Genomic DNA, 25,616 nt, shown 5'->3' on the forward strand with positions numbered 1-25,616 from the left:
AACATATTGGTAAACTTTACCTTAAAAGAAAAAAAATGAATTTCACAAAACGACTATTTTTAGGTTTGGGACTTGCTGCAGGTGCTGTAGCGTATGCCCAAAGTAATCAAACCGTACTAACCGGTGCAGTTTTCTTACGAGTATCTCCGGATGCCAGATCCGGTGGTATGGGTGATCAAGGTGTAGCTACAAGCACAGACGTTTTTTCACAATATTGGAATGCTGCAAAATATCCTTTCAGCAAAGTATCTTCGGGGGTTGGTCTTAACTACACGCCGTGGTTAAGCAAAATCACCAATGACACTTTCCTATTTTATCTGCCTTTTTACACCTTTATTGGTGATGATGAACGCTCTACTATTAGTGCGAGTATCAATTACTTCAATATGGGAGAAGTACAACTAAGCGAATTACCAATTGGAGGATCTGGGGAACCCATTAACCTGGGAACTTCTACCCCAAATGAATTCTCTGTAGATGTTGCTTATGCCTTAAAATTATCAGACAACTACTCCATGGCTGTTACCGGTAAATTTATAAGATCAGATATTGGAGGTGGTTTCAATTCCAATAGTACGTTAAAAGCGTCTAACACTTTTGCAGTAGACGTTTCTGGTTACTATATGTCTCCTAAGCATGAAAGTATCAGCGGTTACGAAGGCCGTGTAAAAGGTGGATGGTCAGTACAAAACCTGGGTCCAAGACTAGATTATACCGGAGATGAAAATTCAAGGTCTTATCTTCCTACCATCGCGAGATTAGGGATTGGATATGATTTATTAATTGATGACCAGAACCGTTTTAGCCTTAGTGGAGAAGCATCCAAACTCTTAGTTCCCGGACCAGATCAGACAACGGGAATTATCCCGAATGTAGGAGTGATGGAAGGTATCGGCAAATCCTTTAGTAACAAAAAAAGTATCATGTTCAGTGGTGCTGCAGAGTACTCCTATGATGATGCCTTTGCACTGCGTGCCGGTTATTTTGCAGAATCTCCAGAACAAGGTTCTCGCCAATATGCAACTGTGGGCGTAGGTCTTAAGTACGCATCATTTGGTTTGGATCTTTCTTACCTCATCAACACTTCCAAAATTAATACAGCACTAGACAATACACTTAGATTTGGCCTAACTTGGAATATTGGCAGCGAGACTTCCAATGCACAAGATTATTAAGCATAGATTAATTTTCGAAACATCATTTGCCAAAGCCTTCGCTTTGGCATTTTTTTTTGTTAACATTCAGCTGTTAACTTGTCAAAGACGCTTCCACAAGATTAGTTTGTGTAAATTTGCAATATGAACTATAGTTCCGAACTCAAAAAATTTTTAACAAGCCAATATATCTATTCCGGAGCAAGAATTGCGCTGGCGATAGTAATACCCAGCATTATTCTGGCGCAGTTTGGCTTGCTGAAAGAGTTTTTCCTTTTTCCGCTCGGGACAAGCTTCGTAGGACTTACGGATCAGCCAGGACCTTTTATAAGAAGGCGAAATACGCTCATCATATCAGTCATCACATTTTCGTTAATAGCCATCATCGCCAGCCTTGTTAAAGTTTCACCTATTGCTGTATATCTGGAGATTATTATTTTCGGGTTCTTTTTCTCGATGATTGGTGTATACGGATCGCGGCTCGCAACATTTGGATCATTATCCTTAGTCGTACTCAGCATCTTTATAGACGGTCATCTTACCGGTGATGATATTATTAAAAGCACCGTTATATTTTTCCTGGGATGCTCTTGGTTTTTTGCGGTGTTTATGGTAGTTTCAACATTACAACCCTACAAACTGGCGGGTCAGGTGGTGGGAGAAAATTATCTTGAATTAGCAGATTATCTGCGCATAAAAGCTAAATATTATACTAAGAATCCTGATTTTGACACCCTACTCAACCAATTGATTGCGCAGCAGATCAAAATCAAAAACCATCAGGAAGACACGCGGGAAATTGTTTTCAAAACACGGAAAATCGTTAATGAGTCTACTACGCAGAGTCGAATACTGATGTTGATGTTCCTCAATTCGATTGATTTGTATGACAAAATGCTGACCACCGAGAATGATTACAAGAGAATGCACGAGATGTTTGGCGACACTACACTTCTCGAAAAAATTCATGATTTTCTTTTGACAATGGCTAATGAGATTAGCAACCTAGGCATCGCTTTGCAAAGTGGCTCCCCGTTTAAACAAAGCGCCAATTTTGATGCATCTCTCAAAAGTATCTACGATGAGTTTTTTGATTTTCGGGCCAGTCATTTTTCGCCACAGGCTATGGAAGACTTTATGATGATGCGCCTCATCATCATGCGGGTTACAGAAATTACCGACGAGGTAAAAACTATTATGAAGGTCAATTCCCAAGATGTTAAACTGGCAAAAAGTTTATCTTCGGGCTTGGATTATTCTAAGTTTTTGCCCAAGGAGGAAAAACTGAATTACAAAATCTTTATCTCTAACTTTTCACTCAACTCCGGTCACTTCCGACACGCAATCCGCGTGACTATTGCCCTGTTGATTGGATATATCGTTTCTAAGTTTGAAATATTGGGTATAGGACATTCTTACTGGATTCTTATCACCATTATAGCCATTTTGAAACCGGCCTATGCCACAACCAAACACCGCAACCTGCTGCGGCTCTATGGAACATTGATTGGCGCGCTTGTGGCCTATGCTGTTTTATATTTTGTAAAAGAACCTGCGGTCCTTCTTGTAGTAATGCTAAGCAGCATGATAATGTGCTTTAGCCTGCTGAAGTCCAATTATTTTTGGGCCGTTCTTTTTATGACAATTTACATCTTCATGTCCTTCAACTTTCTGCGGCCGAGTAATGTCAATTTGATTTTTAAAGACCGTTTGCTGGACACCATGATTGCTGGTGCAGTCACCTTTTTGGTTGCTTATTTTATCCTGCCGGTTTGGGGACATACACAGAATATTGATCTGATGAAAAAATCATCGAGAAGCAATTTGGATTATTTCCGCTTCGTGATTGATCACTTCTTGGTGAATGACATTAAAGATGAAGAGTTCCGGCTAAAGAGAAAAAATGCCATTATAGACCTCGCTAACCTATCCGACAACTTCCAGAGAATGATCTCCGATCCCAAAAATCAGCAGCGGAAACTGGAAACCGTCCATCAATTTGTTACTACAACGCACCTGATAACGGCTTATACAGCATCGCTGTCCCAATATGCCAAATCCGGACACAGCTTTCCGGAAATTGATTTTGAAAAATGGAAAATCAAGATATCGGCAGAGATGTTGCGCACTTCAGCACTGCTCTATAAAAAGGATTTGGATGAGCAAACACGTTCACAAAGTCATATAAAACCAGAGGACCATGTGACCGACCTGCTAGAAAAACGACGCGCAGAATTGGAAAGCCAAGCACTTTCTAACGAAAAAACCTTTACCATAACCCATCTTACAGAGATCAAAAATATCAGGGAATTGCTGGAGCTAATCTACGATGTTGCCAAAGACCAGCGTAAAATTATTGAACAATACCTCTCCTATATCTCAAATCCAGAGGTTACTAAGGTTAGGGTGTAAATTGTTGTAATAATTTTGCGAAAGTTTCAAATCTCTTCTACAATCGCCAAACAGTAGTTCTCAAAAAATGAAATTTTTGCGTTGAAAAAATCCTCATTGTTATCATCATACACTCTGCTCTTTACACAAAAGCTGTTTGACAGGGCAAATGGTAATACCTCGTAATGCTTTTTGAGTGACCAATGCTTGCTGTGGTGGATTTTGTAAAGGGCCTCTTTCACACTCCATATTGCAGTCAAATAATCAACCTCTTTATGATGGTTTATGTAGCAGTCTTCATTAAGGATGAATTTGTGCCTGATTGCCTTTATTTTTTCTTTACGCTTTTCCAAATCCACACCCACTTTGTTTTTGGATACAGCTACTGCAGCCATAGGAAAAGAATGGCTTACAGAAATGTTGAAATTATTTGGAACAAGGTAGGGTTCGCCATTCTCTTTATAAAGGATTTTGTGATGAGGCAAAATGGTTTTCAGCATTTTCCGCACCATTAGTGTTTCCGCAATTTTATTTTTATGATATCCCAAAACCCTTTCTTTTTCTTCAGCTGCCAACAAAATATTGGCATCAAGCGGTTCATCTCTGTCATAATGCCAAATAAGCAATGTTACAGAATCTGAGGAAAAATCTTTGTAAAGTGGCATGTTGTCTTAAAATGCTAAAATTACAAAAATGGAGAAATCCTACAAAATTTAGCTTTGGTAAAAAAACTCCTTAAAAATGCCTTAAAAATACATTGTTAAGATTATTTTAACACAGTTGCGTAGTAAATTTGCGGCATAGAATGAGAAAGGGAATTGTTTATCTGCTAATGAGTATATTTCTGCTATTTGTAGCAGAAAACAGCCATAGCCTTGATATTCAAACTGATAATAGCAGTATGACTATCAATTTACATTTTTTTTCTTTTTCAAAAAAAATTCACCTAAATCAATCTTTTTCTAAAAATACAGCTAAGCATATTGCTGATTCTGTAGATTTTACAGAAGACAATGCTTTTGGTAGAGCCAATACTGATCTGATGTCATCAGCATTATTTGCTTTATCAGTAACCTCCGTCATTTTTTTGATTAGCAGAGCGTACTTGTGCTGTTATAATGTTGTCATTTTATTTCCCAGTTCTATTAAACGGTACCTACTCCTCAGGTCTATCCAAATCTAGAATGATGGTGTAATGTAACATATCATTTGCTTAACATATTTTACATTATTTTCCCATACCTTTGCCGAATAATTATAAAACCAATAGATTTATTTACATTTATAATATTATTCGTTCGTAATTCAATTAAAAAAAATAAATTTTATCAAAAATGAAAAGAGTCACATTTACTCTTATTCTCAGCAGTTTGCTGATCATCTTCAGTTGTAAGGAAAAGAAAGAAGAAAAAGAAGAGGCTACAGTCTATCCCTCTACCACGCCGGTACGTATGGACACTGTTATTACCAAAGACTACGTGGCCCAAATACAATCCCTTAAAAATATAGAGGTGCGTGCACAGGAAAAAGGCTTCCTTGAAAAAATATATGTGGATGAGGGGCAATATGTACATGCCGGACAAACGCTGTTTAGAATTATGCCGCAAATTTATCAGGCGGAACTGATGAAGGCACAGGCTGAAGTGGCACAGGCCAAGATAGAACTTCAAAATGCCAGCACGCTAGCCAGCAACAATATCGTATCTAAAAATGAGCGCGCGATGGCTAAAGCAAAATTGGATGCTGCCAATGCAGAGGCAAGACTGGCAGGTATTCATCTCAATTTCACCACCATCAAGGCACCTTTCTCTGGGTTTATCAACAGGTTACCTCTAAAATTGGGAAGTCTTGTGAACGAAGGCGATCTGCTTACCAGCCTATCCGACAATACGGGTGTTTACGCTTATTTTAATGTTTCGGAACCTGAGTATCTTAATTATCAAATGCATTCTTCAGAAAGGGGAAGTAATCAAGTTGCCCTCATTATGGCCAACGGAGAAGCGCTACCAGATAAAGGCACCATTACCAATATAGAAGGTGAGTTTGATAACGAAACGGGAAATATTGCCTTCCGTGCCAAGTTTCCCAACCCAAATCAATTGTTGAGAAATGGCGAAACCGGTAAAGTACAGATGACGGTACCTCTTAAAAATGCAATGATTATCCCACAAAAAGCCACTTACGAAATACAGGATCAGACTTATGTATTTGTGGTGGACAAAAACGGAAAAGCGCAATCAAGAAACGTTAAAATCGCATACGAATTGCCAGACATCTACGTGATTTCATCAGGCTTGGATTTAAATGATAAATTCCTTCTGGAAGGTGTACAAAAGGTAAAAGATGACCAAAAAGTACAAACCAAGCCACAGGATCCGAAAAAGGTACTCCAATCCCTTAAACTGGAAGCTAACTAGAAACATAACGGATATTGTAATATTGATGAATAATGAGATTCCACTCAAATTTCATCAACCAACATTTATCTTCTAACAATATAATTTTTTATGTTTAAAAAATTTATTCGCAGACCTGTTCTGTCGATCGTGATCTCACTGATCATCGTCTTTTTGGGGATTTTATCTATGCTAAAACTCCCTGTCACCCAATTTCCGTCCATCTCTCCGCCAAAAGTAAATATTGTTGCAGATTATCCCGGCGCCAATAATGAGTTGATGATCAAATCTGTAGTGATTCCCTTGGAAAGAGGCCTTAATGGTATTCCGGGGATGAAATATATGGCTTCCAGTGCCGGAAATGATGGTGAAGCTAACATTCAGGTGGTTTTTGACCTTGGCACAGATCCCAATGTAGCGGCCGTCAACGTACAAAACCGTGTATCATCGGTTGTTAACAAGCTACCGCCTCTTGTAGTGCGGGAAGGTGTTAAAATTACCCGAGAGGAGCCCAACATGCTCATGTATATCAACTTGTACAGTGATGATCCAAAAGCGGATCAGAAATTTCTCTTCAACTACGCCGATATCAATGTGATGTCTGAACTGAAGAGGATAAACGGTGTTGGCTTTGCTGACATCTTGGGAACCAGAGAATATGCAATGCGTGTATGGCTGAAACCTGACCGTATGACTGCCTATGACATTTCATCTGATGAGGTAATGCAGGCTCTTAATGAGCAAAGTATCGAAGCTTCTCCTGGTAAAACGGGAGAGAGTTCCGGTAAACGGTCTCAGTCTTTCGAATATATTTTGAAGTATCCAGGTCGTTTTAGCAATGAGAAGGATTATGGCAATATTATTCTTAAATCTAACTCAAACGGCGAATTTGTGAGGCTGAAAGATATTGCAGATATAGAGTTTGGTTCATCCATGTACGACATCTACTCTACCCTGAATGGGAAACCTTCTGCGGCAATTACTATCAAACAATCTTATGGATCTAACGCCAGCGATGTTATCAAGAATGTAAAAGGGCTGATGCAGGATCTTCAAAAAACAAGTTTTCCGAAGGGAATGCATTATGAAATCAGTTATGACGTTTCGCGCTTTTTGGATGCGTCTATAGAAAAAGTAGTGCATACACTTTTTGAAGCTTTTATCCTTGTGGCAATCGTTGTATTCCTCTTCTTGGGCGACTGGCGTTCCACACTTATACCCACTATTGCCGTACCGGTATCATTAATAGGAACATTTGCCGTGATGTCCGCTTTTGGAATTACGCTGAATCTAATTTCCCTATTTGCATTGGTAATGGCCATCGGGATTGTGGTGGATGACGCCATTGTGGTGATTGAGGCCGTCCATGCGAAGATGGAGGAAAAAAATCTCTCGCCGCTCAAGGCGACAGAAGAGGCCATGCACGAGATCAGTGGCGCAATTATCGCCATCACATTGGTAATGGCTTCGGTATTTATCCCGGTAGCATTTATGTCAGGTCCGGTAGGGGTATTTTACCGTCAGTTCTCTATTACCATGGTTTCCTCTATTATTTTATCGGGAATTGTTGCCTTAACTTTGACGCCTGCACTGTGCGCCCTGTTCTTGAGAAGTCACCATGGCAAAGAACAAAAACCGACTCCTATCAACAGATTCTTACATGGTTTCAATAACCTTTTCACAATTGGTGCTGGTAAATATCACAATTTGCTTACAAAAGTGGTTACCCGTAAAATGGTTACATTACCCTTGTTGCTGATTTTTTGTCTCGGCATATTTTTCATAAGCAACAAACTTCCTACAGGATTTATCCCTAGTGAAGACCAAGGGATGATCTATGCTATTATCCAAACACCTCCGGGATCTACATTGGAAAGGACAAACCAAGTTGCTTTGCAGCTTCAAAAAGCATCCGAAGGGATAGACGGAGTATCTTCAGTTTCATCATTGGCAGGATATGAAATCTTGACAGAAGGAACCGGCTCTAACTCGGGAACTTGTCTTATCAACTTAAAAAGCTGGGAAGACAGAAAAGAATCTGCATCAGAAATTATAGAACAACTAGAGAAAAAAGCGAAAGAAATACCTGGTGCCAATATCGAATTCTTTCAACCGCCATCCATTCCTGGCTACGGTGCTGCAGGTGGTTTTGAGTTGCGACTATTGGATAAAGCCGGTAGTGGCGACTATCACAAAATGGAAAAAGTGAGTAATGATTTTGTAAAAGAGCTCAAAAAACGTCCAGAGCTGGGTTCTGCCTTCACCTTCTACTCTGCCAGTTTTCCGCAATATATGCTTAAAATAGATAATGATCTCGCCGAGCAAAAAGGCGTAAGCATAGAAAAAGCAATGGATAACCTTTCCACATTGATAGGATCTGATTACGAAACCAGTTTCATCCGTTTTGACAGGCCATATAAAGTAATCGTACAGTCGGGCCCACAATACAGGGCCTTACCTAGCGACATCCTCAAACTTTATGTGAAAAATGACCAAGGTCAAATGGTGCCATACTCCGCATTTATGCATCTGGAAAAAGTGTACGGATTGTCTGAAATGACAAGGCATAATATGTATAATTCTGCTGAAGTAAGTGGGACACCTGCGCCGGGATACAGTTCTGGAGATGCGATAAAAGCCATTCAAGAAGTGGCTGACAAAACTCTTCCAAGAGGATTTGGTATCGACTGGGCTGGTATTTCAAAAGATGAAGTATCCCGAGGCAACGAGGCCATCTATATCTTCCTCGTATGTCTTGGTTTTGTTTACCTCATTCTTTCTGCACAATATGAAAGTTTTGTATTACCATTACCTATTATTTTCTCTTTACCTACAGGGATTTTCGGAGCCTTCCTCTGCCTTTACCTTTTAGGTTTGGAAAATAACATCTATGCCCAGGTGGCCATGGTGATGCTCATCGGGTTACTGGGGAAAAACGCGGTATTGATTGTCGAATTCGCGGTTCAGAAGAAGGCTGCCGAAGGTTTATCTACACGGGATGCCGCTCTGGAAGGTGCAGCACTGCGTTTCCGTCCGATTTTGATGACTTCGTTCGCTTTTATTGCGGGTCTTATTCCATTAGCATTGGCTACAGGGCCAGGCGCAGTAGGTAACAGAACAATTGGTACGGCAGCAGCGGGAGGAATGTTAATCGGTACAGTATTCGGGCTAATGATTATTCCGGGATTATATTACATCTTTGCTAATCTGGCCGCTAAAACCAAATTGACTTACTACGAAGAAGAACATCCATTTACAGAAAATACAGAACCATACAAGCATGATGGAAAATTTGAAGATCAATAAAAACATAATACGCACCGCATTCATTTCATTAGTATTGATTGGATGCAAAGCCCCGATGGCTACCAAAGTCCAGGATCGGATTAAGGAAACCTTGCCACAGAACTTTGAGAATAGTCAAAATAATTCTCAAAGTAACTCGGGAATTACCCCTTGGAAAGAATTTTTTACCGATAAAAACCTAGTCAATCTGATTGATGAGGCTCTTAAAAATAACCAGGACCTACTGATCACCCTTCAGCAAATTGAAATGGCAAAAAGTGATGTTCTGTATAAAAATGGACGTCTTAAACCTACAGTTGCAGCTAGACTGGGTGCCGGTATTTCAAAAAGTGGACGTTATACTTCTCAGGGAGCTGGTGATGCATCTACAGAAATGGAGCCCGGTAAAGCTGTCCCAGAGAACCTCGGAAGTTTTTCTGGAGGACTGGTCGCAGACTGGGAAGTAGATATCTGGCACAAGCTGAGAACCGAAAAGAAATCAGCCGTTGCGCACTATCTGTCTACGGTAGAAGGAAAGAATTTTGTACTGTCTAGCCTTATTGCAGAAGTGGCTGACAGTTACTATGAATTGCTCGCATTCGATAATCAGTTGGACATCATCCATCAGTATATCGACTTACAGAAGAAAGCCTTGGAAATCGCAAAAATCCAAAAGCAGGCGATGGCTGCCACGGAATTGGCGGTTAAAAAATTCGAAGCAGAACTGGCAAAATCCAATGCAACGGAATATGATCTGAAGCAGCAAATTACAGAAAAGGAAAACGAAATCAATGCGTTGCTGGGGCGTTACCCACAACCTATTGTAAGAGCCAAAGAAAGTTTTATGGGTATTGTTCCGCAAACGGTTTACACAGGGATTCCTTCCCAACTTTTAGCCAACAGACCGGATATTAAACAGGCCGAGCTGGAGCTGGAAGCGGCTAAACTGGATGTAGAAGCGGCCAGAAAAGAATTTTACCCAAGCTTGGACATCAATGCAACATTAGGACTTGAGGCTTTTAAACCTTCGTACCTAGTAAAAATGCCGGAATCTATGGCTTATAATTTGGCAGGTGAGCTGGCGGGGCCATTAATTAATAAAAGTGCCATTCAGGCTCAGTTTAAATCTGCTGATGCAAGACAAATTCAGGCACTGTATGAGTATGATAAAACAATTTTAAGCGCCTATTTGGATATTACCAATCAAATGTCGGCAATCAAAAACCTGGATCAATACTACCAGATGAAAGCCAAAGAATCCAAAGCTTTGGAAGAAGGCATCGATATTGCCAACCAACTTTTCCGAAACTCGCGTGCCGATTATCTGGAAGTGTTGATGAATCAGCGCGATGCCCTAGATGCCAAAATGGAACTGATAGATGCCAAGCAAAGACAGCTAAGCACGGTGGTAGACATTTATAAAAGCTTAGGCGGCGGCTGGAAATAAAGAAGCATTCATTTTTTCTCTCTAGAAAGAAAGGCTTAGTTTGTAAAAAACTAAGCCTTTCGCATTTAACAAGAAAAATCAATTGTAGTCGATTTAAAATAAATAACATTTATAACATGCTCAATCATAATAAGAGCTATCCTTTCTGTTTTTGTATCTTGATTATAAGTTGTAATTTTGGACTTTAATTTTCAATATATTTTAATTGTAGATATGATTACAACAACACAATACGTTCCTTACAAAGTTAAGGACATTTCCTTAGCCGAATGGGGAAGAAAAGAAATTACTTTGGCAGAAGCCGAAATGCCTGGTTTAATGGCCATCCGTGAAGAATACGGACCATCTCAGCCACTTAAAGGCGCTAGAATTGCAGGATGTCTTCACATGACCATCCAGACTGCCGTTTTGATAGAAACTCTGGTAGCTTTGGGTGCAGAAGTGACTTGGTCTTCTTGTAATATTTTCTCTACCCAAGACCATGCTGCTGCTGCTATTGCTGCTGCCGGAATCCCGGTTTATGCATGGAAAGGTCTTAATGAGGAAGAATTTGACTGGTGCATCGAGCAAACACTTTTCTTTGGAGAAGACAGAAAACCATTGAACATGATTTTGGATGATGGTGGAGATTTGACAAATATGGTTTTTGATAAATATCCTGAGTTTACTAAAGATATCAAAGGACTTTCCGAAGAAACAACAACTGGCGTTCACCGACTTTACGAAAGAATGAAAAACGGCACATTGGTCATTCCTGCCATCAATGTTAATGACTCTGTAACCAAATCTAAATTTGATAACAAGTATGGATGTAGAGAATCTGCAGTAGATGCCATCAGAAGAGCGACTGACGTGATGTTGGCAGGCAAAAGAGTGGTTGTTTGCGGATACGGCGATGTAGGTAAAGGAACTGCGGCATCTTTCCGAGGAGCTGGTTCTATTGTTACAGTTACAGAAATCGACCCTATCTGTGCGCTACAAGCGGCAATGGACGGTTATGAAGTAAAAAGACTAGACACTGTTGTTGACAACGCCGATATCGTGATTACAACAACTGGTAACTTCAACATTGTAAGAGGTGAGCATTTCAAAAAAATGAAAGACAAAACCATCGTTTGTAACATCGGCCACTTCGATAACGAAATTGATATGGCTTGGCTAAATGCCAACTATGGTGCTACAAAATCAGAGGTAAAACCTCAGGTGGATATTTATACTGTAGAGGGCAAAGAAATCATCATCCTTGCAGAAGGCCGATTGGTAAACCTTGGCTGTGCTACTGGTCACCCGTCTTTTGTAATGAGTAATTCGTTCTCTAACCAGACATTGGCTCAGATCGAACTTTGGACGAATTCTGCAGCTTATGGAAACGAAGTATATATGCTACCTAAACATCTGGATGAAAAAGTAGCTGCACTTCACCTTAAAAAATTGAGCGTAGAGTTGGAAACGCTTTCCCAGGAACAGGCTAACTATATTGGGGTATCTGTAGAAGGACCTTTTAAACCAGAATATTACAGATACTAATGTCTGCAACATAAGATCATTGTACAAAATACTGTATTTTTAATCTTTCAGTATAATCAGAGCAAGCTATTTTGCTCTGATTTTTTTGTGGAATAACCAATAAAAAATCCACCAAACAAGTGGTGGATTATATCTTTTAAAGAAACAATTTTTATTTTGTCCGCTCGATGATTTTTTTAACCGCTTTTGCAACAGCTTCGGCATCAATCTGATATTTTTTCATCAGTTCAGCCGGTGTCCCCGATTCTCCAAAAGTATCGTTGACAGCAACAAATTCCTGAGGCGTTGGTCTTCTTCTGGCCAACATTCCGGCAACTGATTCGCCTAGACCTCCCAAATAATTATGCTCTTCTGCAGTTACTAGTTTACCAGTTTTCTCTACAGATTTCAGGATAATTTCCTCATCCAATGGCTTAATTGTATGGATATTGATGATCTCACAAGATATCCCTTCCTTTTCCAGTTCTTCCGCCGCCAATAATGATTCCCAAACCAAATGCCCGGTTGCTACGATGGTTACATCTGTACCTTCCTGCAAAAGAATCCCCTTTCCAATTTCAAAAGGCATATCTTCCGGAATAAAGACAGGAACTACAGGACGCCCAAACCTGAGATAAACAGGGCCATTATGTTCTGCAGCAGCCAAAGTTGCAGCCTTGGTCTGGTTATAATCGCAAGGGTTGATGACCGTCATGCATGGTAACATTTTCATCATCCCTATATCTTCCAAAACCTGATGCGTAGCACCATCTTCGCCCAAAGTAAGACCTGCGTGTGATGCCGCAATCTTAACATTTTTGTTGGAATAAGCGATGGATTGCCGAATCTGGTCATAAACCCGAGACGTGGCAAAATTGGCAAAAGTCCCAGCAAAAGGGATTTTCCCGTTAATAGTAAGTCCAGCTGCAAGACCCATCATATTGGCTTCAGCAATCCCAGTCTGGAAAAAGCGTTCTGGTGCTTTTTCTATAAATTTCTCCATTTTAAGAGAGCCAATAAGATCCGCACAAAGTGCCACAACATTGGGGTTTTTATCGGCCAACTCCGCCAAACCAGCTCCGAAGCCAGATCTTGTATCTTTTTTTTCTATGTATGTATATTTCATTTTGTTATAATTGATGGATGGTAATTGATAAATGATTTTTAGAGTGTTTAAAAATCATTATTATTTCTTTTAATAATCAGATAATTCGTCCAATGTCAATTGTTGCAAAGCTTTTTCCAATTGTTCATCATTAGGCGCTTTCCCATGCCATGAGTGGCTTCCCATCATATAATCTACACCTTGTCCCATCTCGGTATGCAGCAGGATTACCACTGGTTTTCCTTTTCCTGTTTCGGATTTTGCTTTATTAAGAATAGCGATGACAGCTTCCAAATCATTACCATTTTTCTCTTCCAAAACCAACCATCCAAATGCTTCCAGTTTGGCATGAAGGTCGCCTAAAGACAATACATCATCTGTATCACCATCAATCTGTCTTCCGTTATAATCTACTGTTGCGATAATGTTGTCAACCTTCTTGGCTGCTGCGTACATAAAAGCTTCCCAAACCTGGCCTTCCTGAAGTTCGCCATCGCCATGCAGTGTGTAAACCAATGCCTTATCATCATCAAGTTTTTTACCCTGTGCAGCACCTAAAGCCACAGACAAGCCCTGACCTAAAGATCCCGAAGCTACACGAATCCCCGGCAAGCCCTCATGCGTAGTGGGATGGCCTTGCAATCTGGAATTCAACTTTCTGAATGTAGCTAATTCTGCTACCGGAAAGAAATCAAATCTGGCCAGCGTGCTGTAAAATACGGGTGAAATATGGCCATTGGAAAGGAAAAAGAGATCTTCATTTTTACCTTCCATTGTAAATGGGAGTTTATAGTTCATAATGTCACCGTACAATGCCACAAAAAACTCTGTACATCCCAAAGATCCGCCAGGGTGGCCACTATTAACGGCATGAACCATTCTCAGAATATCTCGTCTGATTTGTGTAGAAAGGCTTTTCAGCTCTTCGATTGATTTGCTCATTTTTTTAGATTTACTTTCTGGCGAAAATACGACTTTTTTATGAGGTCAAGAAATGATCTTTGATGGCTTCTATATACAAAAAAAACCGCTCAAAAGAGCGGTTCAGTTTTATTGGAAAAGCAAAATTACTTGCTAAACTTGTAAGTTAAACCAAACTGAAATACACCATTTCTGGATGCATCTCCTTCGTTATTCTTAATAATATCGGTAGCACCAGCTACGTATCTTAAGTTAGCACCAAAATTAGATGTAAAATCATAACCTGCACCAAGACCTACTCCGAAATCAAAACCGTTTAGAGAGTTTTTAATATCTAAAGAATTGCCACCTGCTTTAGTTTTTGCGCTAATTAAAAAACTAAATTCTGGACCAGCTTCAAGGTAAAATTGTGGTGTTGCTTTGTATTGGAACATCACAGGTACAGAGATATAATCCAAGTTAGCGGTAGCATCTACAGGGCCTTTAGATTTTGCACCTTTTCCGTTGTAAAGAACTTCTGGCTGGATGTTGAAAGATTCTGCTAAAGGAACATTTACAAAAGCACCACCATAGAACCCAAATTTTGATTTGCTTTCATCGGAATGCGAAATACTTGAAATATTTCCGCCTGCTTTCAAACCAAAAGTTTGAGCATTAGACAAACCAAAAACTGCTACTGCAGCAGCTAAAAATAATTTTTTCATAGTTGTTATTTTAAATTATTAATAATGAATTTTAATTTTATTAACATTCAATTAATACTGCAAAATTAAAATTATATTTTGAAAAACATCAACATTTGTGAAAATTTTACTTTTTCTCGCTGTTATTGTAAGCCACAATAATCTTTTTAACCACGGGATGACGTACCACATCTTCTTCTGTAAGATGCACAAATCCAATTTCTTCCACATCTTTCAGGATATGCATGGCTTCTTTGAGTCCACTCTGCTGCTTTGGCGGTAAATCAATCTGGCTAGGATCTCCGGTGATAATAAACTTGGCATTCATCCCCATCCTTGTCAGGAACATTTTCATTTGTGAATGAGTGGTGTTCTGTGCCTCATCCAGAATAACGAAAGCTTCATCCAATGTTCGCCCACGCATAAAAGCCAATGGCGCTACTTCTATCACCTTCTTCTCAATAAATCCTTCCAGCTTCTCATGCGGAATCATATCGCGCAGAGCATCATACAAAGGTTGCAAGTAAGGATCCAACTTTTCTTTTAGGTCACCAGGCAAAAACCCAAGGCTCTCCCCTGCTTCCACAGCCGGTCGCGTGAGTATAATTCTTTTAACCTCCTTATCCCTAAGGGCGCGGACTGCCAGTGCAACACTGGTATAAGTTTTCCCTGTACCAGCCGGGCCAATGGCAAAAACCATATCTTTTTTCTCAGAGGTTTTTACCAGTTTTTTGAGGTTAGTGGTTTTAGCCTTGATAACTTTACCATTTACACCTTTTACGATAATATCCTGGTCAAACACCAATTGTTTTTCTGAATCATCCTTCAGTCTTAACAAAGACTCCAGATGTTTGAGGTCTATCGAGTTATGTTTGGTTATATAGGCAGATATGTCATCTAGTTTTTGCTTCAGCAGGTCCAGCGTTTCGCGGTTCCCCATTGCAAAAATAAAATTATCCCGGCCGGTAATCTTAAGCGTTGGGAAGCTGGATTTTATCAGATTGAAATTCTGGTTCTGAACACCATAGAAGGTTTTACTGTTGATCCCTTCCAGTTCATAAGTGATTTCGAACATAAAAATTATTAGTGATTAGTCTAACAAATATATGAATAGATTTGGGATCTGATGCTTCTTTCAAATTTGAATTATATTAAATTTGCATCAAAATCAAATTATATGTCCGTCATTACACTTACCTCAGATTACGGTCTTGTGGATCATCGTGTTGCCAGCATCAAGGGGAAAATCCTAAGCTGGAACCAGGATGTAAAAGTTGTGGATATCAGCCACAGCATAATGGCTTATAATCTTTTACAAACGGCCTACATTGTGCGGAATGCTTACAAATTCTTCCCAGAAGGCAGCATCCATATCATTTCGGTAGACAGCTTTTACCATAAATCAAGGCGCAATATTATCACAAAGATTGATGGTCATTATTTTATCTCTGCCGATAATGGCATCACTAGTCTTATCTTTTTTGACATAAAGCCCGAAGCAGTGTACGAAATTACCCTAAATAACCGTTTTGACGACAAAGTAAGTTTTCCCTCTACCGATATTTTTGTACCAGCGGCTATGCATATGTTCAGCGGTGGCTTACCCGAGGTAATTGGGCGGAAAATAAAAACCGTTAAACAGATTTCCTTTCCAAGGGCTGTGTATAACGAAAACGAAAAAATGATTGCCGGCGAGGTGATGTATATTGATAATTTTGGCAATGTAGTTTCTAACATCAGCCGTAAGTTTTTTGAAAAACACGCTTCTTTATCCACAGGATATACTATAAAATTCAGGAATATCGCGCTTATTAAAATCCTTGACCAATATACCGATGTGGTATCGGATTGGGAACGGGAACCGGAGTTTCATGGGAAGTCTTCTGTAATCTTTAATGATGCGGATCTTCTGGAAATTGCCATCTACAAAGGTAGCCCCAACAACGGTGCATCTAGCCTGTTTGGTCTGAGTACCGGAGAAAAAATCTATGTGGAGTTTGAATGAGTATAATACTTTCCATTACACTATCTTTGCAAAAAATCCGTTGATGCTTTATCTTATAATCAAGGCCATTCACATTATTTTTATGGTAAGTTACTTTGCCGGGATTTTCTATCTCGTGAGGTTATTTGTCTATTATAAAGATACCGATGAGTTTGATGAAGTTAAACAACAGATTCTCAGAAAACAATACAGCTTTATGGCAGTCAGGCTTTGGAATATCATTACCGTTCCCGCCGGAATCCTAATGTTATTAAGCGGATTAACTATGATTTTTCTCAATTCCGGATTACTAAAAACGCCTTGGTTTCATCTGAAACTGACATTTCTGGTCGGCCTTGGGATTTACCATTTTTGGTGCTGGAAACGCGTGAAGGAACTGAAAAACCTCAACGGGAAAATACTTTCTATCCCCAATATCAAACTCCGACAGTTCAACGAGATTGCAACTTTTATTCTATTCGCGGTTGTTTTTACAGTCATTCTCAAATATACCGTTATCGAATATTGGTGGCAACTCTTACTCGGATTTTTCGGGATCATTATTTTGATAACTTCGATTGTAAAACTGGTAAATAAGAATAAAGATAAAAGATGATAGACAGATAGATGATAAACCAATTATAAAACACTGCAACTCTCAAACTCCAATGCACTCAAATCCTAACACCCTCAAACTCTACAACTCATCTATGATAGCAATATTCAAAAAAGAACTTTGGAATTTCTTCGGAAACTGGAGCGCGTGGCTCATTATTGCCGCATTCAGCATTATCTCTGCATTATTCCTGTTCTTCTTCGAGAACAATTTTAATATTTTCGAGATTGGAAGCGCCACTTTACAAAGTTTCTTTGTGCTGTCGCCTTGGTTGTTTTTGTTCATCATTCCGGCTATCAGTATGCGGACTTTGGCCGAGGAAGAGCAATCCGGCACTCTGTTTTGGCTGTTTTCGCAACCGGTGAAAATCACCGAAATCGTTGGCGGAAAATTCCTTTCCGTTTGGTTGGTTGGCGTTTTGTGCCTGTTGCCGAGTTTGGTTTATTATTACACGGTTTACGTTTTGGGCGTCCCCGAAGGTAATATTGATGGAAGGATGACATTGGGCAGTTACATCGGTTTAATTATTCTGATTGCCGCTTTTTCTGCTGTTGGAGTTTTAGCTTCGTCGTTATCATCCAACCAAATCATAGCTTATCTATTGGGCGTTTTCCTTTGTTTCATTTTATATTTTGGAATCGAGCAATTGGCGAGTTATAAACTATTGGGAGGTGCCGATTATATATTACAGAATATTGGATTTTATCAGCATTTTCTGGCGTTTACACGCGGTCAGGTAGACACGAGGGATGTTTGCTATTTCCTTTTGGTTATTGGCATTTCACTATTTTTAGCAAGTAAAATTGTTGAGAACAAAAAATAAAATTGATTTGAATCAAAACCCCATTTTGAGTTTTAAACTATGAACGGGTTGAATATTTGAAGTTGTAAAAATGAATAAAAAATACATTCCACATATAATTGCGTTAATCATCGTTTTGCTTGGTGCGTTCGGCGTTTTTTACAAACGTTTTGACCTCACGGCAGAAAAAAGATACACATTGTCTGATTCCACGATTAAGGTTTTGGAAAACGTAAAAAAACCGATGACCATTGAGGTTTATCTGGAAGGCGATTTCCCGGCTTCTTTCAAACAGCTATCGAATGAGACCAAGTTTATGCTGGATGAGTTCCGAAAAATCAATCCAAAAATTGATTATAAATTCCGCGATCCAATTGCCGAAAAAATTCCGCAGGACACGCTGAAAGCAATGGGAATGCAGCCATCTATTCTCCCAGACATGAAGGATGGGAAAATTTCCGAAATCGTGATGTTTCCTTATGCTGCTATCAAATACAATGGTCATGGTACTTCGGTTCCTTTAATTGTTCAGCAATCCGGCATTGATGCCGCAACGCAACTTAGCAAATCCATAGAAAACCTAGAATATAATTTTGCCTCTACCATCAAAGGGATGACGGAAGAAACGGCGAAAAATATTGGTTTCCTAGTCAATCAGCAAGAATTGGGACCGGATGAGTTCCGCGGATTTATGGATCTGGCGATGGAGAATTACAATATTGGTCCAATAATTCCTGAAAACAAAACCGAACTTTCTCTGGCCGATGTCCCAAAACTGAAACAAATGGATGCTTTGGTCATCGCCAAACCTAGGAAAGCGTTTACCGATACCGAAAAAGTGATCCTTGACCAATACATTATGAATGGCGGAAAAACGCTGTGGATGCTGGATGCGGTAAATGCCGAAATGGACACACTTTTCCAAGCCAAAAAAATTATGGCTTACCCAATTGACCTTAACCTGACGGATTTTATGTTCAATTATGGTTTAAGGATCAATCCGGCATTGACCAAGGATATGAAGAAATCGGCGTTGGTAAGAATAGTTTCGGGTGAGGTGGCCGGCAATCCGCAATACAGCAGCTTTCTTTGGCCATATTTCCCGCTTGGCATTGCAGAATCCAAACATCCGATTACCAAAAATATCAATCCTGTCAAATTTGAATTCCCAACGTCGATTGATACATTGGGCGGTAGAAAAAATATCAAAACCAAAGTCCTTTTTGAATCCAGCGAAAGGACAACAAGCAAAACAGTTCCCAATTATGTAGCACTTTCCGAGATCGTGCGTGCAGACAGTATTGGTGAGATGGAGCGCCCTACCCCGCCGAAGATTTTTGCAGTGGCTTTGGAAGGAAAATTTACTTCTGCTTATGCGACAAGAAGTGAAAAAAATACATACCCGGGTTTCAAAGCACAAAGTCCTGAAAACAAAATGCTGGTAATTGCGGACGGCGATATTGCCCGAAACCAAATCTGGAAAGGCCAACCGCTTCCCTTGGGCGAAGATCTGCTAACCAAAGAGCATTACGGCAATGCACAATTCCTGAGAAATGCTTTAGATTATCTCTTGGACGACAGCAACATTATGGAACTCCGCGACAGAACTATTGAAGTGAGATTGCTCGACCGCCAAAGAATCGATCAGGAAAAATCGGAATGGCAATGGATCAACCTTCTTTTACCTTTAGGAATCCTTGGCACTTTAGGTGCCGGATTTTATTTCCTGAGAAAAAAAATATTTTCGTAAACACAACATTATATTTGTCATTTTAAGAAATCTCTAAGATTCAGATTTCTTTGAAATAACAAATTTTAAATTAAAGTCATACAATGAAAAACCTTATACTTGCTCTCATATCCGGCCTTTTGCTTGCCATTTCTTGGCCGACATATGGGATCCCTTTTTTTATATTTTTTGCTTTTGTGCCGCTCCTCATGGCAGAACACAACATTGCAAAATTCAGTTCTGTTAAGAAAAAAAGGTTGGCAGTTTTTGGTTTATCGTTTCTCACATTTGTAGTCTGGAATGCCGTGACGACAGGCTGGCTCTACAATTCTAAACTTCCGGATGGTAGCAATTCTCTGTTGGCGGTTCTATTTCCGGTGCTTACCAACTCCTTTTTTATGGCTTTGGTTTTCGTTATTTATCATATTTATAAAAGAAGCCAAGGCACCTATTTCGGATTGGTGTTTTTTGTGGCGATATGGATGTGTTTTGAAAAGCTGCACTTGGTTTGGGAATTTACCTGGCCTTGGCTCAACCTCGGGAATGTTTTTGCCGAATATCATCAGTTTATACAATGGTACGATACTTTGGGCGCAACGGGCGGCAGTTTCTGGATTCTGATTTGCAACGTTCTGGCATTTTACACCATAAGAATCTGGGAAGCCGGAAGAATTAGAAAATCATTGATCAAAAATGTTTTGATGACAGTAGGTTTTATTGTTTTACCAATGGTTATTTCTTTGGTTAAATACTATAATTATTCTGCAAAACCAATCGGGACAATCAATGTAGCGATGCTGCAACCTGCACTAGACCCTTACAATGAAAAATATCAGAAAGACAGTTTGACGATTGAAAGTGATTTGTTGAAATTGGCTTCAGATAATTCAGTTTTACAAAATGATAAAAAATCAAAAATCGATTTATACCTCGCTCCGGAAACATCACTTCCCGGCAGTGGAGGCTTCAGCGAAAGAGGTTTCAATAACAGCCTTTTGATTAATAATGTCAAAAATTTCCTTTCCCAACATCCAAAATCCGTTTATGCAGGTGGTATTTCCAGCTATTATGTTTATAAAGATGATGAGGAAAAACCGGTAACCGCTAGTTATCTGGATAGGCAGGGCATTTGGCTGGACGAGTATAATTCAGCAATTCAAATCCTGCCAAACAATCAACAGCCCGAAGTTTATCACAAAGCCATGCTGGTTCCAGGCGTGGAGATTTTCCCTTACATCAATTTCTTCAAACCCATTTTAGGTAATGTGATGCTGGATTTAGGCGGAACAACTAGGTCGCTAGGTGTTTCCAAAGAGCGTAAAGTCTTCGCCAATCCTTACAACATATCTGTAATTGCGCCTATCATTTGCTACGAAAGTGTTTACGGCGAATATGTGACCGATTATGTGAAAAAGGGCGCGAACCTGTTGACTATTATGACCAACGATTCCTGGTGGGGTTATTCGCAGGGACATAAGCAGCTGCTAGTTTATGCCAAACTGCGGGCAATAGAAACCCGACGCGAAATTGCCAGAGCCGCCAACAGCGGAACAAGTGCGCATATCAATTCCCGTGGTGATATTGTGGATGAATTGCCTTATGGCGCAAAAGGTGCTTTAACAGCCAAAGTCAACCTGATGGACAAAGAAACATTCTATACAAGAAGTGGTGATTTTCTTTCCAGAATCTGCCTTTTTGTAATTGGTGCTTTGCTGCTTTTTATCCCGGGAAGAAAATATTTGGCAATGAAGAAATAAGTTGGAGTGTTTGAGACTGGGAGAATTATAGAGATGTTAAAAACTCAAGTTCTCTTGAACTCTCAAATTCTCTAACTCAAAGATTCGGCAAATATCTTTCTTTAATAACATTGAGATGATGAATATTGTGGCCAACTGTAAGTTTACCAATGGTTTCTACATTAATATCATTCCCGTTCACTTTTCCGGAAAGTTGCAGTGCTTCTTCAGGGAGTGTTTTGAAGAAAATAAAAGATTGTTTCCTGGTGAGTTTATATTCTTTAATCAGGCTTTTCAGCGTACGGTTCTCTGCATACGAATGATTAGCCCAAGCTTCTTCATCAAATCCCGAAACCAGCGACTGGTCATTTCTGGAGAATCTCAAAGCACGGTAAGCAAAAACTTTTTCTGTGTCAATCAAATGTTGCAGCAATATTTTTAAGCTCCATTTCCCTTCTGCATAAGCATAATTGGACTGATCTTCAAAAAGTTTTTCATAGATGTTGAGCGTTTCTTTGCCCACAATTTTCAGCTCGTCCAGCCAGTCTTCCGAAGGAATCAGGTCAAGATAACGCTGGATGTATTTTTCAAATTCGGTCATAGTTTGGTTGTCGGTTGATAGTTCTTGGTTGATGGTTTTTTGATTTTAAAATATCAGGCTAAGAAGTCTTTGTGTCTACAATCTATTAGTCTCTCATTTTTAAGTCTATTCCACTTCCCATTCATAAAAATTCACCTCATCATATTTTTTGAAGCCAGCATTGGGATACAAGTGATTTCCAATTGTATTTTCTTTCCCAGTTTCCAGGTACATTCCGCAGGAATTGGAAGTCCTGCAAAGGTCTTTCGCCTGTTCGATCAAAGCTTTGGAAAATCCCTTTCCCCGAAAATCGGGGTTAACAAACAGATCATTCAAAAGCCAATATCGCTTCATCCTTGTCGATGAAAATAGCGGATACAATTGAACAAAACCAACCAATCTCCCAGACTCATCCGCAACAAATATTTCGGAATCTTTGTTCACAATTCGCTCGGATAAAAAATTTTTAGCACCGGCTAAATCGGATGGTTTATGATAAAACACACGGTATTCGTCAAACAACTGAGACAGTGAATCCAAATCGTTTTCTGTCGCTTTTCTGATGCTATTCTTCATCTTCATACTGCTCCAGGTAATAGCTGAATGTAAAACCTTCCAACGAATCTTCGGCATCTTCCAGCATGGTCAGCAGATCTTCAAAAGTTTCCAATTGATCCACACTCATATTGACAAACTCGATGTGAAGCGGCATTTCCAGTTCGCCAGAAATGACATCGTAAAGTGCATCCAAATTATCCCCGAAATAGTCCGGCAATTCTAATTTGGTTTTCAATTGTTCGTAAAAATCTTCATAATCGCCAATGTCGACGAAATCAATATAGACTGTTTTCATAATTTTTTCCTGAATAAAAAGTGCTTCAACTTTTATATTATTACCGAAAGCAAATTTCGATTATTTTTATCAATGCTTCCCGTTTTGAAGCAAAAAATTTATCCTGCAACCAACTCCTTTCTTTTTGTCAAAAACCTGATCCTGAAAATCAACAGCAAAGAAAACAGCAGCCACAACAACACAAGATGAACAATGGTTGGCAGATTATCCGAAAGTGAACCACCCTCCTGAACCACCGAGATGTAAGCTTTCAAAAACGGTGAAGTAGGCAAAAGGTCTGAGCAGAACTGGATGAAACCGGGCAAAGCCAGATATGGCATCGAGTAACCGGTAATCATAAAAATGGGGTAAGATGAAAAAACCATCACCTGAAAAGTCAGTAATTTGCTTTTGAAAAAACTACCTAACAGCATCCCAAAAACAATCACCGTGGCAATGAAAAGTGCCGTTACCAAAGCTAAATTAACATAGCTACCCCTTACTTCTACACCAAAAACCGAAAAATTAACGACCGTAAAAAACAATCCAAAAATCATGAATACAAAAAAGTAAAGGAGGCTTTTGCCTACAATGATTTTTGAAATATTTTTCCCGGATAAATCATACAAACCACCCAATTTCTTTTCTTCCCGCTCCGATGCAAAACTTGCCGCCACACCAATGAGCAAAGTCTGCTGAAGGATAATAGCCAGTAATCCCGGCAGTAAAAAGGAACCGTAAGTCATATCGGGATTATAGAGCGGCCGGTAATCTAAGTTAATCGGATTGGTCATTTTCAGCGCCTCGTCATCGCTCATCCCCTGTTTATTAAAATACGTTTTCCGTACACCGGCGCCCAACGTCAGGCAAACTTTGGTAACTGTACTCAGCAAATCACTGGATGGGAGAAAACGTGAGGCATTGAGGACGACATTTACGTTCGCCTGCTTTTGTGACAATAATAATTTTTCCAAATCTTTCTGAATATAGAAATAGCCCTGAACCTCGTCCCTATACATTTTTTCTTTTGCATCATCCAAATCTGTAGCAGGAATAATATCAATGATAGACGTGGAATTGAGTTCGCTGGTCAACGTTCGTGAAATAGCGGTTCCGTCAGCATCTACCAAGGCCAGCTTTACTTTTTCTTCGCCTTTGTTAAGGTAAATACTGCCATACATAAAAGCATAAAGAATGGGTGCCAGAAGCAAAATCAAAAAAAGGCTCGCATCTTTTGAAACATTCCGGATTTCTCTCTTCAATATGTTGAAAACGGCTTTCAATGTTGATTTTTTAGGTAATTGTTAATTTTCCTTTGAAAAAGTATGATAGCGAGAGGAAATGTAATTCCTGTAAACAGCAATAATTTATAAACTTCGGGCATCGCATAATTCATCGGTAACTGCATAAAATATAATTTGATAAAACCATCCAAAAAGTGCGTATAAGGCATTATATCAGAATAAACCTGGTCATACCACGGCATTGCCCACCTCGGGAATGTAAACCCGCTAAACACAAAAGCTGGCGATGTAAAAAACAAAGCCACATCCGTCACAAAAAGAAGATTGTCAGACAGAGCCGACAGCATCATCCCAATCCCAATGCAGGCCAAAGCCATCAGTGTATAAATGATGAAAAAATTAAAATCCGTTCCTGGTTTTCCCAAGTCGTAAACAGGAAAAACTACCCAGGCAATCAATACAAAAAGTATCCAGGCGATACACAGGTGCGCCAACATTTTGCCCATTACAATCTGCGATGACGAGTGCGAAATCTGCAAAAGTTCGTCAATGGTATTTCTTTTAAATTCGAGGTTGAGGATAAGAACTGCAGCTACAATCAATGCCATCTGCAGACCAACAGTAATCAGGCCGGGCGTGAGGTACAGTTTGTAATTAAAATCCGGATTGTATAAAATGGTGGAATTAAGCTTTATAGGCTGTACAAGCGCATTGGCAGTTTGCGCAGGCATCCCTTGCTTTTCGGCTTTTTGTAGCACTACGGCCAAGCCACCTTTGATGATAATCTCTGCTGCACCTTTATAAATCATCTTTGCCGGCACCAGATAAGCACCGTTGGTGTACAGCGTCACATTGGTCTGGTGATTTTTTTTGGCATCTGCTTCCATATTTTTGGGAAAATGAACCGCCCCAAAAATGTGACCTTCTTTCATCAGTTTCTCAACCTCAGCATTGCTGAAAACCGTATGCGTAAAATGGATATTCTCGTTTTGCTCCATCATATCCGTCAACGTCCGCGAGACGGAAGATTGGTCTTCGTCCCAAACAGCCATCGGGAGTTCTTTTGCAAACTGTTTCTGATAGATCAATCCATAAAAAAAGAAAATCACTGGCGGAATGATCAGCAAAACCACATAGAAATTAGGAATCGAAAATATCCGTTTCCATTCTCTGATGATGATTTGGCTGATGGTTTTCAAGCTTGT

22 protein-coding genes are annotated in these 25,616 nt (G+C 39.6%); 11 read left to right on the top strand and 11 right to left on the bottom strand.

Features of this window, described 5'->3' with window-relative positions; all coding sequences use genetic code 11:
* Positions 1-35 precede the first annotated feature (35 nt).
* Entirely contained in the window at positions 36-1,175 is a 1,140-nt protein-coding gene (gene porV, locus AC00Y6_RS00065) for a type IX secretion system outer membrane channel protein PorV (RefSeq protein ID WP_474488584.1), read from the top strand.
* A 123-nt stretch (positions 1,176-1,298) separates the two neighbouring features.
* On the top strand, positions 1,299-3,566 hold the full coding sequence (locus tag AC00Y6_RS00070) for an FUSC family protein (RefSeq protein WP_474488585.1): 2,268 nt from the start codon (positions 1,299-1,301) through the stop codon (positions 3,564-3,566).
* Positions 3,567-3,592: 26 nt separating this feature from the next.
* Here the strand turns inward: AC00Y6_RS00070 and AC00Y6_RS00075 are convergent, their stop codons facing one another.
* On the bottom strand, positions 3,593-4,210 hold the full coding sequence (locus AC00Y6_RS00075; protein ID WP_474488586.1) for a 4'-phosphopantetheinyl transferase family protein: 618 nt from the start codon (positions 4,208-4,210) through the stop codon (positions 3,593-3,595).
* A gap of 286 nt (positions 4,211-4,496) precedes the next feature.
* Positions 4,497-4,628 (bottom strand): hypothetical protein, encoded by a 132-nt coding sequence (locus AC00Y6_RS00080; protein ID WP_476589231.1) that lies wholly within the window; start codon positions 4,626-4,628, stop codon positions 4,497-4,499.
* A gap of 251 nt (positions 4,629-4,879) precedes the next feature.
* Between AC00Y6_RS00080 and AC00Y6_RS00085 the strand changes: the two genes are divergently transcribed.
* The 4 genes from AC00Y6_RS00085 (at position 4,880) to ahcY (ending at position 12,200) form a co-directional block, all read left to right on the top strand.
* Complete coding sequence (locus AC00Y6_RS00085) at positions 4,880-5,962, top strand: efflux RND transporter periplasmic adaptor subunit (protein ID WP_474488587.1); 1,083 nt, start codon at positions 4,880-4,882, stop codon at positions 5,960-5,962.
* 90 nt (positions 5,963-6,052) lie between these two features.
* Positions 6,053-9,247 carry an efflux RND transporter permease subunit gene (locus tag AC00Y6_RS00090; protein ID WP_474488588.1) on the top strand — a complete coding sequence of 1,065 codons (3,195 nt, stop codon included), beginning with the start codon at positions 6,053-6,055 and terminating at the stop codon, positions 9,245-9,247.
* Positions 9,222-10,673 carry a TolC family protein gene (locus AC00Y6_RS00095; RefSeq protein ID WP_474488589.1) on the top strand — a complete coding sequence of 484 codons (1,452 nt, stop codon included), beginning with the start codon at positions 9,222-9,224 and terminating at the stop codon, positions 10,671-10,673. The genes AC00Y6_RS00090 and AC00Y6_RS00095 overlap by 26 nt, the downstream gene beginning before the upstream one ends.
* Positions 10,674-10,886: 213 nt before the next feature.
* Complete coding sequence (gene ahcY / locus AC00Y6_RS00100; RefSeq protein ID WP_474488590.1) at positions 10,887-12,200, top strand: adenosylhomocysteinase; 1,314 nt, start codon at positions 10,887-10,889, stop codon at positions 12,198-12,200.
* Positions 12,201-12,351: 151 nt separating this feature from the next.
* Here ahcY and AC00Y6_RS00105 read toward each other — a convergent pair whose 3' ends face one another.
* The 4 genes from AC00Y6_RS00105 to AC00Y6_RS00120 all read right to left on the bottom strand — a co-directional run bounded on the left by AC00Y6_RS00105 (position 12,352) and on the right by AC00Y6_RS00120 (position 15,963).
* The gene (locus tag AC00Y6_RS00105; RefSeq protein WP_474488591.1) at positions 12,352-13,305 is read right to left on the bottom strand and encodes a transketolase family protein; all 954 of its coding nucleotides are present in this window, start codon (positions 13,303-13,305) and stop codon (positions 12,352-12,354) included.
* A gap of 69 nt (positions 13,306-13,374) precedes the next feature.
* Positions 13,375-14,226, bottom strand: coding sequence for a transketolase (locus tag AC00Y6_RS00110; protein ID WP_474488592.1), 852 nt, complete (start codon positions 14,224-14,226; stop codon positions 13,375-13,377).
* Between the two features lie 125 nt (positions 14,227-14,351).
* Positions 14,352-14,909 (bottom strand): porin family protein, encoded by a 558-nt coding sequence (locus AC00Y6_RS00115; protein WP_474488593.1) that lies wholly within the window; start codon positions 14,907-14,909, stop codon positions 14,352-14,354.
* A gap of 106 nt (positions 14,910-15,015) precedes the next feature.
* The gene (locus AC00Y6_RS00120; RefSeq protein WP_474488594.1) at positions 15,016-15,963 is read right to left on the bottom strand and encodes a PhoH family protein; all 948 of its coding nucleotides are present in this window, start codon (positions 15,961-15,963) and stop codon (positions 15,016-15,018) included.
* Between the two features lie 102 nt (positions 15,964-16,065).
* On the opposite strand from AC00Y6_RS00120, the gene AC00Y6_RS00125 reads away from it, so the two are divergent.
* From AC00Y6_RS00125 to lnt, 5 genes are all read left to right on the top strand, one after another.
* Complete coding sequence (locus AC00Y6_RS00125; RefSeq protein WP_474488595.1) at positions 16,066-16,893, top strand: SAM hydrolase/SAM-dependent halogenase family protein; 828 nt, start codon at positions 16,066-16,068, stop codon at positions 16,891-16,893.
* A gap of 43 nt (positions 16,894-16,936) precedes the next feature.
* On the top strand, positions 16,937-17,488 hold the full coding sequence (locus AC00Y6_RS00130) for a CopD family protein (protein ID WP_474488596.1): 552 nt from the start codon (positions 16,937-16,939) through the stop codon (positions 17,486-17,488).
* A gap of 94 nt (positions 17,489-17,582) precedes the next feature.
* Positions 17,583-18,311 (top strand): ABC transporter permease, encoded by a 729-nt coding sequence (locus AC00Y6_RS00135; protein ID WP_474488597.1) that lies wholly within the window; start codon positions 17,583-17,585, stop codon positions 18,309-18,311.
* 70 nt (positions 18,312-18,381) lie between these two features.
* Positions 18,382-20,040, top strand: a complete 1,659-nt coding sequence (gene gldG, locus AC00Y6_RS00140; protein WP_474488598.1) for a gliding motility-associated ABC transporter substrate-binding protein GldG — start codon at positions 18,382-18,384, stop codon at positions 20,038-20,040.
* 83 nt (positions 20,041-20,123) lie between these two features.
* Positions 20,124-21,776, top strand: coding sequence for an apolipoprotein N-acyltransferase (gene lnt, locus AC00Y6_RS00145; protein ID WP_474488599.1), 1,653 nt, complete (start codon positions 20,124-20,126; stop codon positions 21,774-21,776).
* A 76-nt stretch (positions 21,777-21,852) separates the two neighbouring features.
* Here the strand turns inward: lnt and AC00Y6_RS00150 are convergent, their stop codons facing one another.
* The 5 genes from AC00Y6_RS00150 to AC00Y6_RS00170 all read right to left on the bottom strand — a co-directional run bounded on the left by AC00Y6_RS00150 (position 21,853) and on the right by AC00Y6_RS00170 (position 25,610).
* Positions 21,853-22,356, bottom strand: a complete 504-nt coding sequence (locus tag AC00Y6_RS00150; RefSeq protein ID WP_474488600.1) for a DinB family protein — start codon at positions 22,354-22,356, stop codon at positions 21,853-21,855.
* 105 nt (positions 22,357-22,461) lie between these two features.
* Entirely contained in the window at positions 22,462-22,911 is a 450-nt protein-coding gene (locus tag AC00Y6_RS00155; protein WP_474488601.1) for a GNAT family N-acetyltransferase, read from the bottom strand.
* Positions 22,901-23,188: a barstar family protein gene (locus AC00Y6_RS00160; protein WP_474488602.1), complete on the bottom strand. Its 288-nt coding sequence runs from the start codon at positions 23,186-23,188 to the stop codon at positions 22,901-22,903. The genes AC00Y6_RS00155 and AC00Y6_RS00160 overlap by 11 nt, the downstream gene beginning before the upstream one ends.
* Before the next feature lie 98 nt (positions 23,189-23,286).
* The gene (locus AC00Y6_RS00165) at positions 23,287-24,429 is read right to left on the bottom strand and encodes an ABC transporter permease (RefSeq protein ID WP_474488603.1); all 1,143 of its coding nucleotides are present in this window, start codon (positions 24,427-24,429) and stop codon (positions 23,287-23,289) included.
* 17 nt (positions 24,430-24,446) lie between these two features.
* On the bottom strand, positions 24,447-25,610 hold the full coding sequence (locus tag AC00Y6_RS00170; RefSeq protein WP_474488604.1) for an ABC transporter permease: 1,164 nt from the start codon (positions 25,608-25,610) through the stop codon (positions 24,447-24,449).
* Positions 25,611-25,616: the final 6 nt, after the last annotated feature.

It is taken from the genome of Epilithonimonas sp., assembly GCF_056329745.1.

Coding starts and splice junctions, on each gene's coding strand:
- AC00Y6_RS00075 (WP_474488586.1), bottom strand. CDS start 4,210: ATGCCACTTTACAAAGATTTTTCCTCAGATTCTGTAACATTGCTTATT.
- AC00Y6_RS00130 (WP_474488596.1), top strand. CDS start 16,937: ATGCTTTATCTTATAATCAAGGCCATTCACATTATTTTTATGGTAAGT.
- lnt (WP_474488599.1), top strand. CDS start 20,124: ATGAAAAACCTTATACTTGCTCTCATATCCGGCCTTTTGCTTGCCATT.
- AC00Y6_RS00090 (WP_474488588.1), top strand. CDS start 6,053: ATGTTTAAAAAATTTATTCGCAGACCTGTTCTGTCGATCGTGATCTCA.
- ahcY (WP_474488590.1), top strand. CDS start 10,887: ATGATTACAACAACACAATACGTTCCTTACAAAGTTAAGGACATTTCC.
- AC00Y6_RS00085 (WP_474488587.1), top strand. CDS start 4,880: ATGAAAAGAGTCACATTTACTCTTATTCTCAGCAGTTTGCTGATCATC.
- AC00Y6_RS00080 (WP_476589231.1), bottom strand. CDS start 4,628: ATGACGGAGGTTACTGATAAAGCAAATAATGCTGATGACATCAGATCA.
- AC00Y6_RS00110 (WP_474488592.1), bottom strand. CDS start 14,226: ATGAGCAAATCAATCGAAGAGCTGAAAAGCCTTTCTACACAAATCAGA.
- AC00Y6_RS00155 (WP_474488601.1), bottom strand. CDS start 22,911: ATGAAGAATAGCATCAGAAAAGCGACAGAAAACGATTTGGATTCACTG.
- gldG (WP_474488598.1), top strand. CDS start 18,382: ATGAATAAAAAATACATTCCACATATAATTGCGTTAATCATCGTTTTG.
- AC00Y6_RS00160 (WP_474488602.1), bottom strand. CDS start 23,188: ATGAAAACAGTCTATATTGATTTCGTCGACATTGGCGATTATGAAGAT.
- porV (WP_474488584.1), top strand. CDS start 36: ATGAATTTCACAAAACGACTATTTTTAGGTTTGGGACTTGCTGCAGGT.
- AC00Y6_RS00120 (WP_474488594.1), bottom strand. CDS start 15,963: ATGTTCGAAATCACTTATGAACTGGAAGGGATCAACAGTAAAACCTTC.
- AC00Y6_RS00070 (WP_474488585.1), top strand. CDS start 1,299: ATGAACTATAGTTCCGAACTCAAAAAATTTTTAACAAGCCAATATATC.
- AC00Y6_RS00105 (WP_474488591.1), bottom strand. CDS start 13,305: ATGAAATATACATACATAGAAAAAAAAGATACAAGATCTGGCTTCGGA.
- AC00Y6_RS00135 (WP_474488597.1), top strand. CDS start 17,583: ATGATAGCAATATTCAAAAAAGAACTTTGGAATTTCTTCGGAAACTGG.
- AC00Y6_RS00125 (WP_474488595.1), top strand. CDS start 16,066: ATGTCCGTCATTACACTTACCTCAGATTACGGTCTTGTGGATCATCGT.
- AC00Y6_RS00095 (WP_474488589.1), top strand. CDS start 9,222: ATGATGGAAAATTTGAAGATCAATAAAAACATAATACGCACCGCATTC.
- AC00Y6_RS00115 (WP_474488593.1), bottom strand. CDS start 14,909: ATGAAAAAATTATTTTTAGCTGCTGCAGTAGCAGTTTTTGGTTTGTCT.
- AC00Y6_RS00150 (WP_474488600.1), bottom strand. CDS start 22,356: ATGACCGAATTTGAAAAATACATCCAGCGTTATCTTGACCTGATTCCT.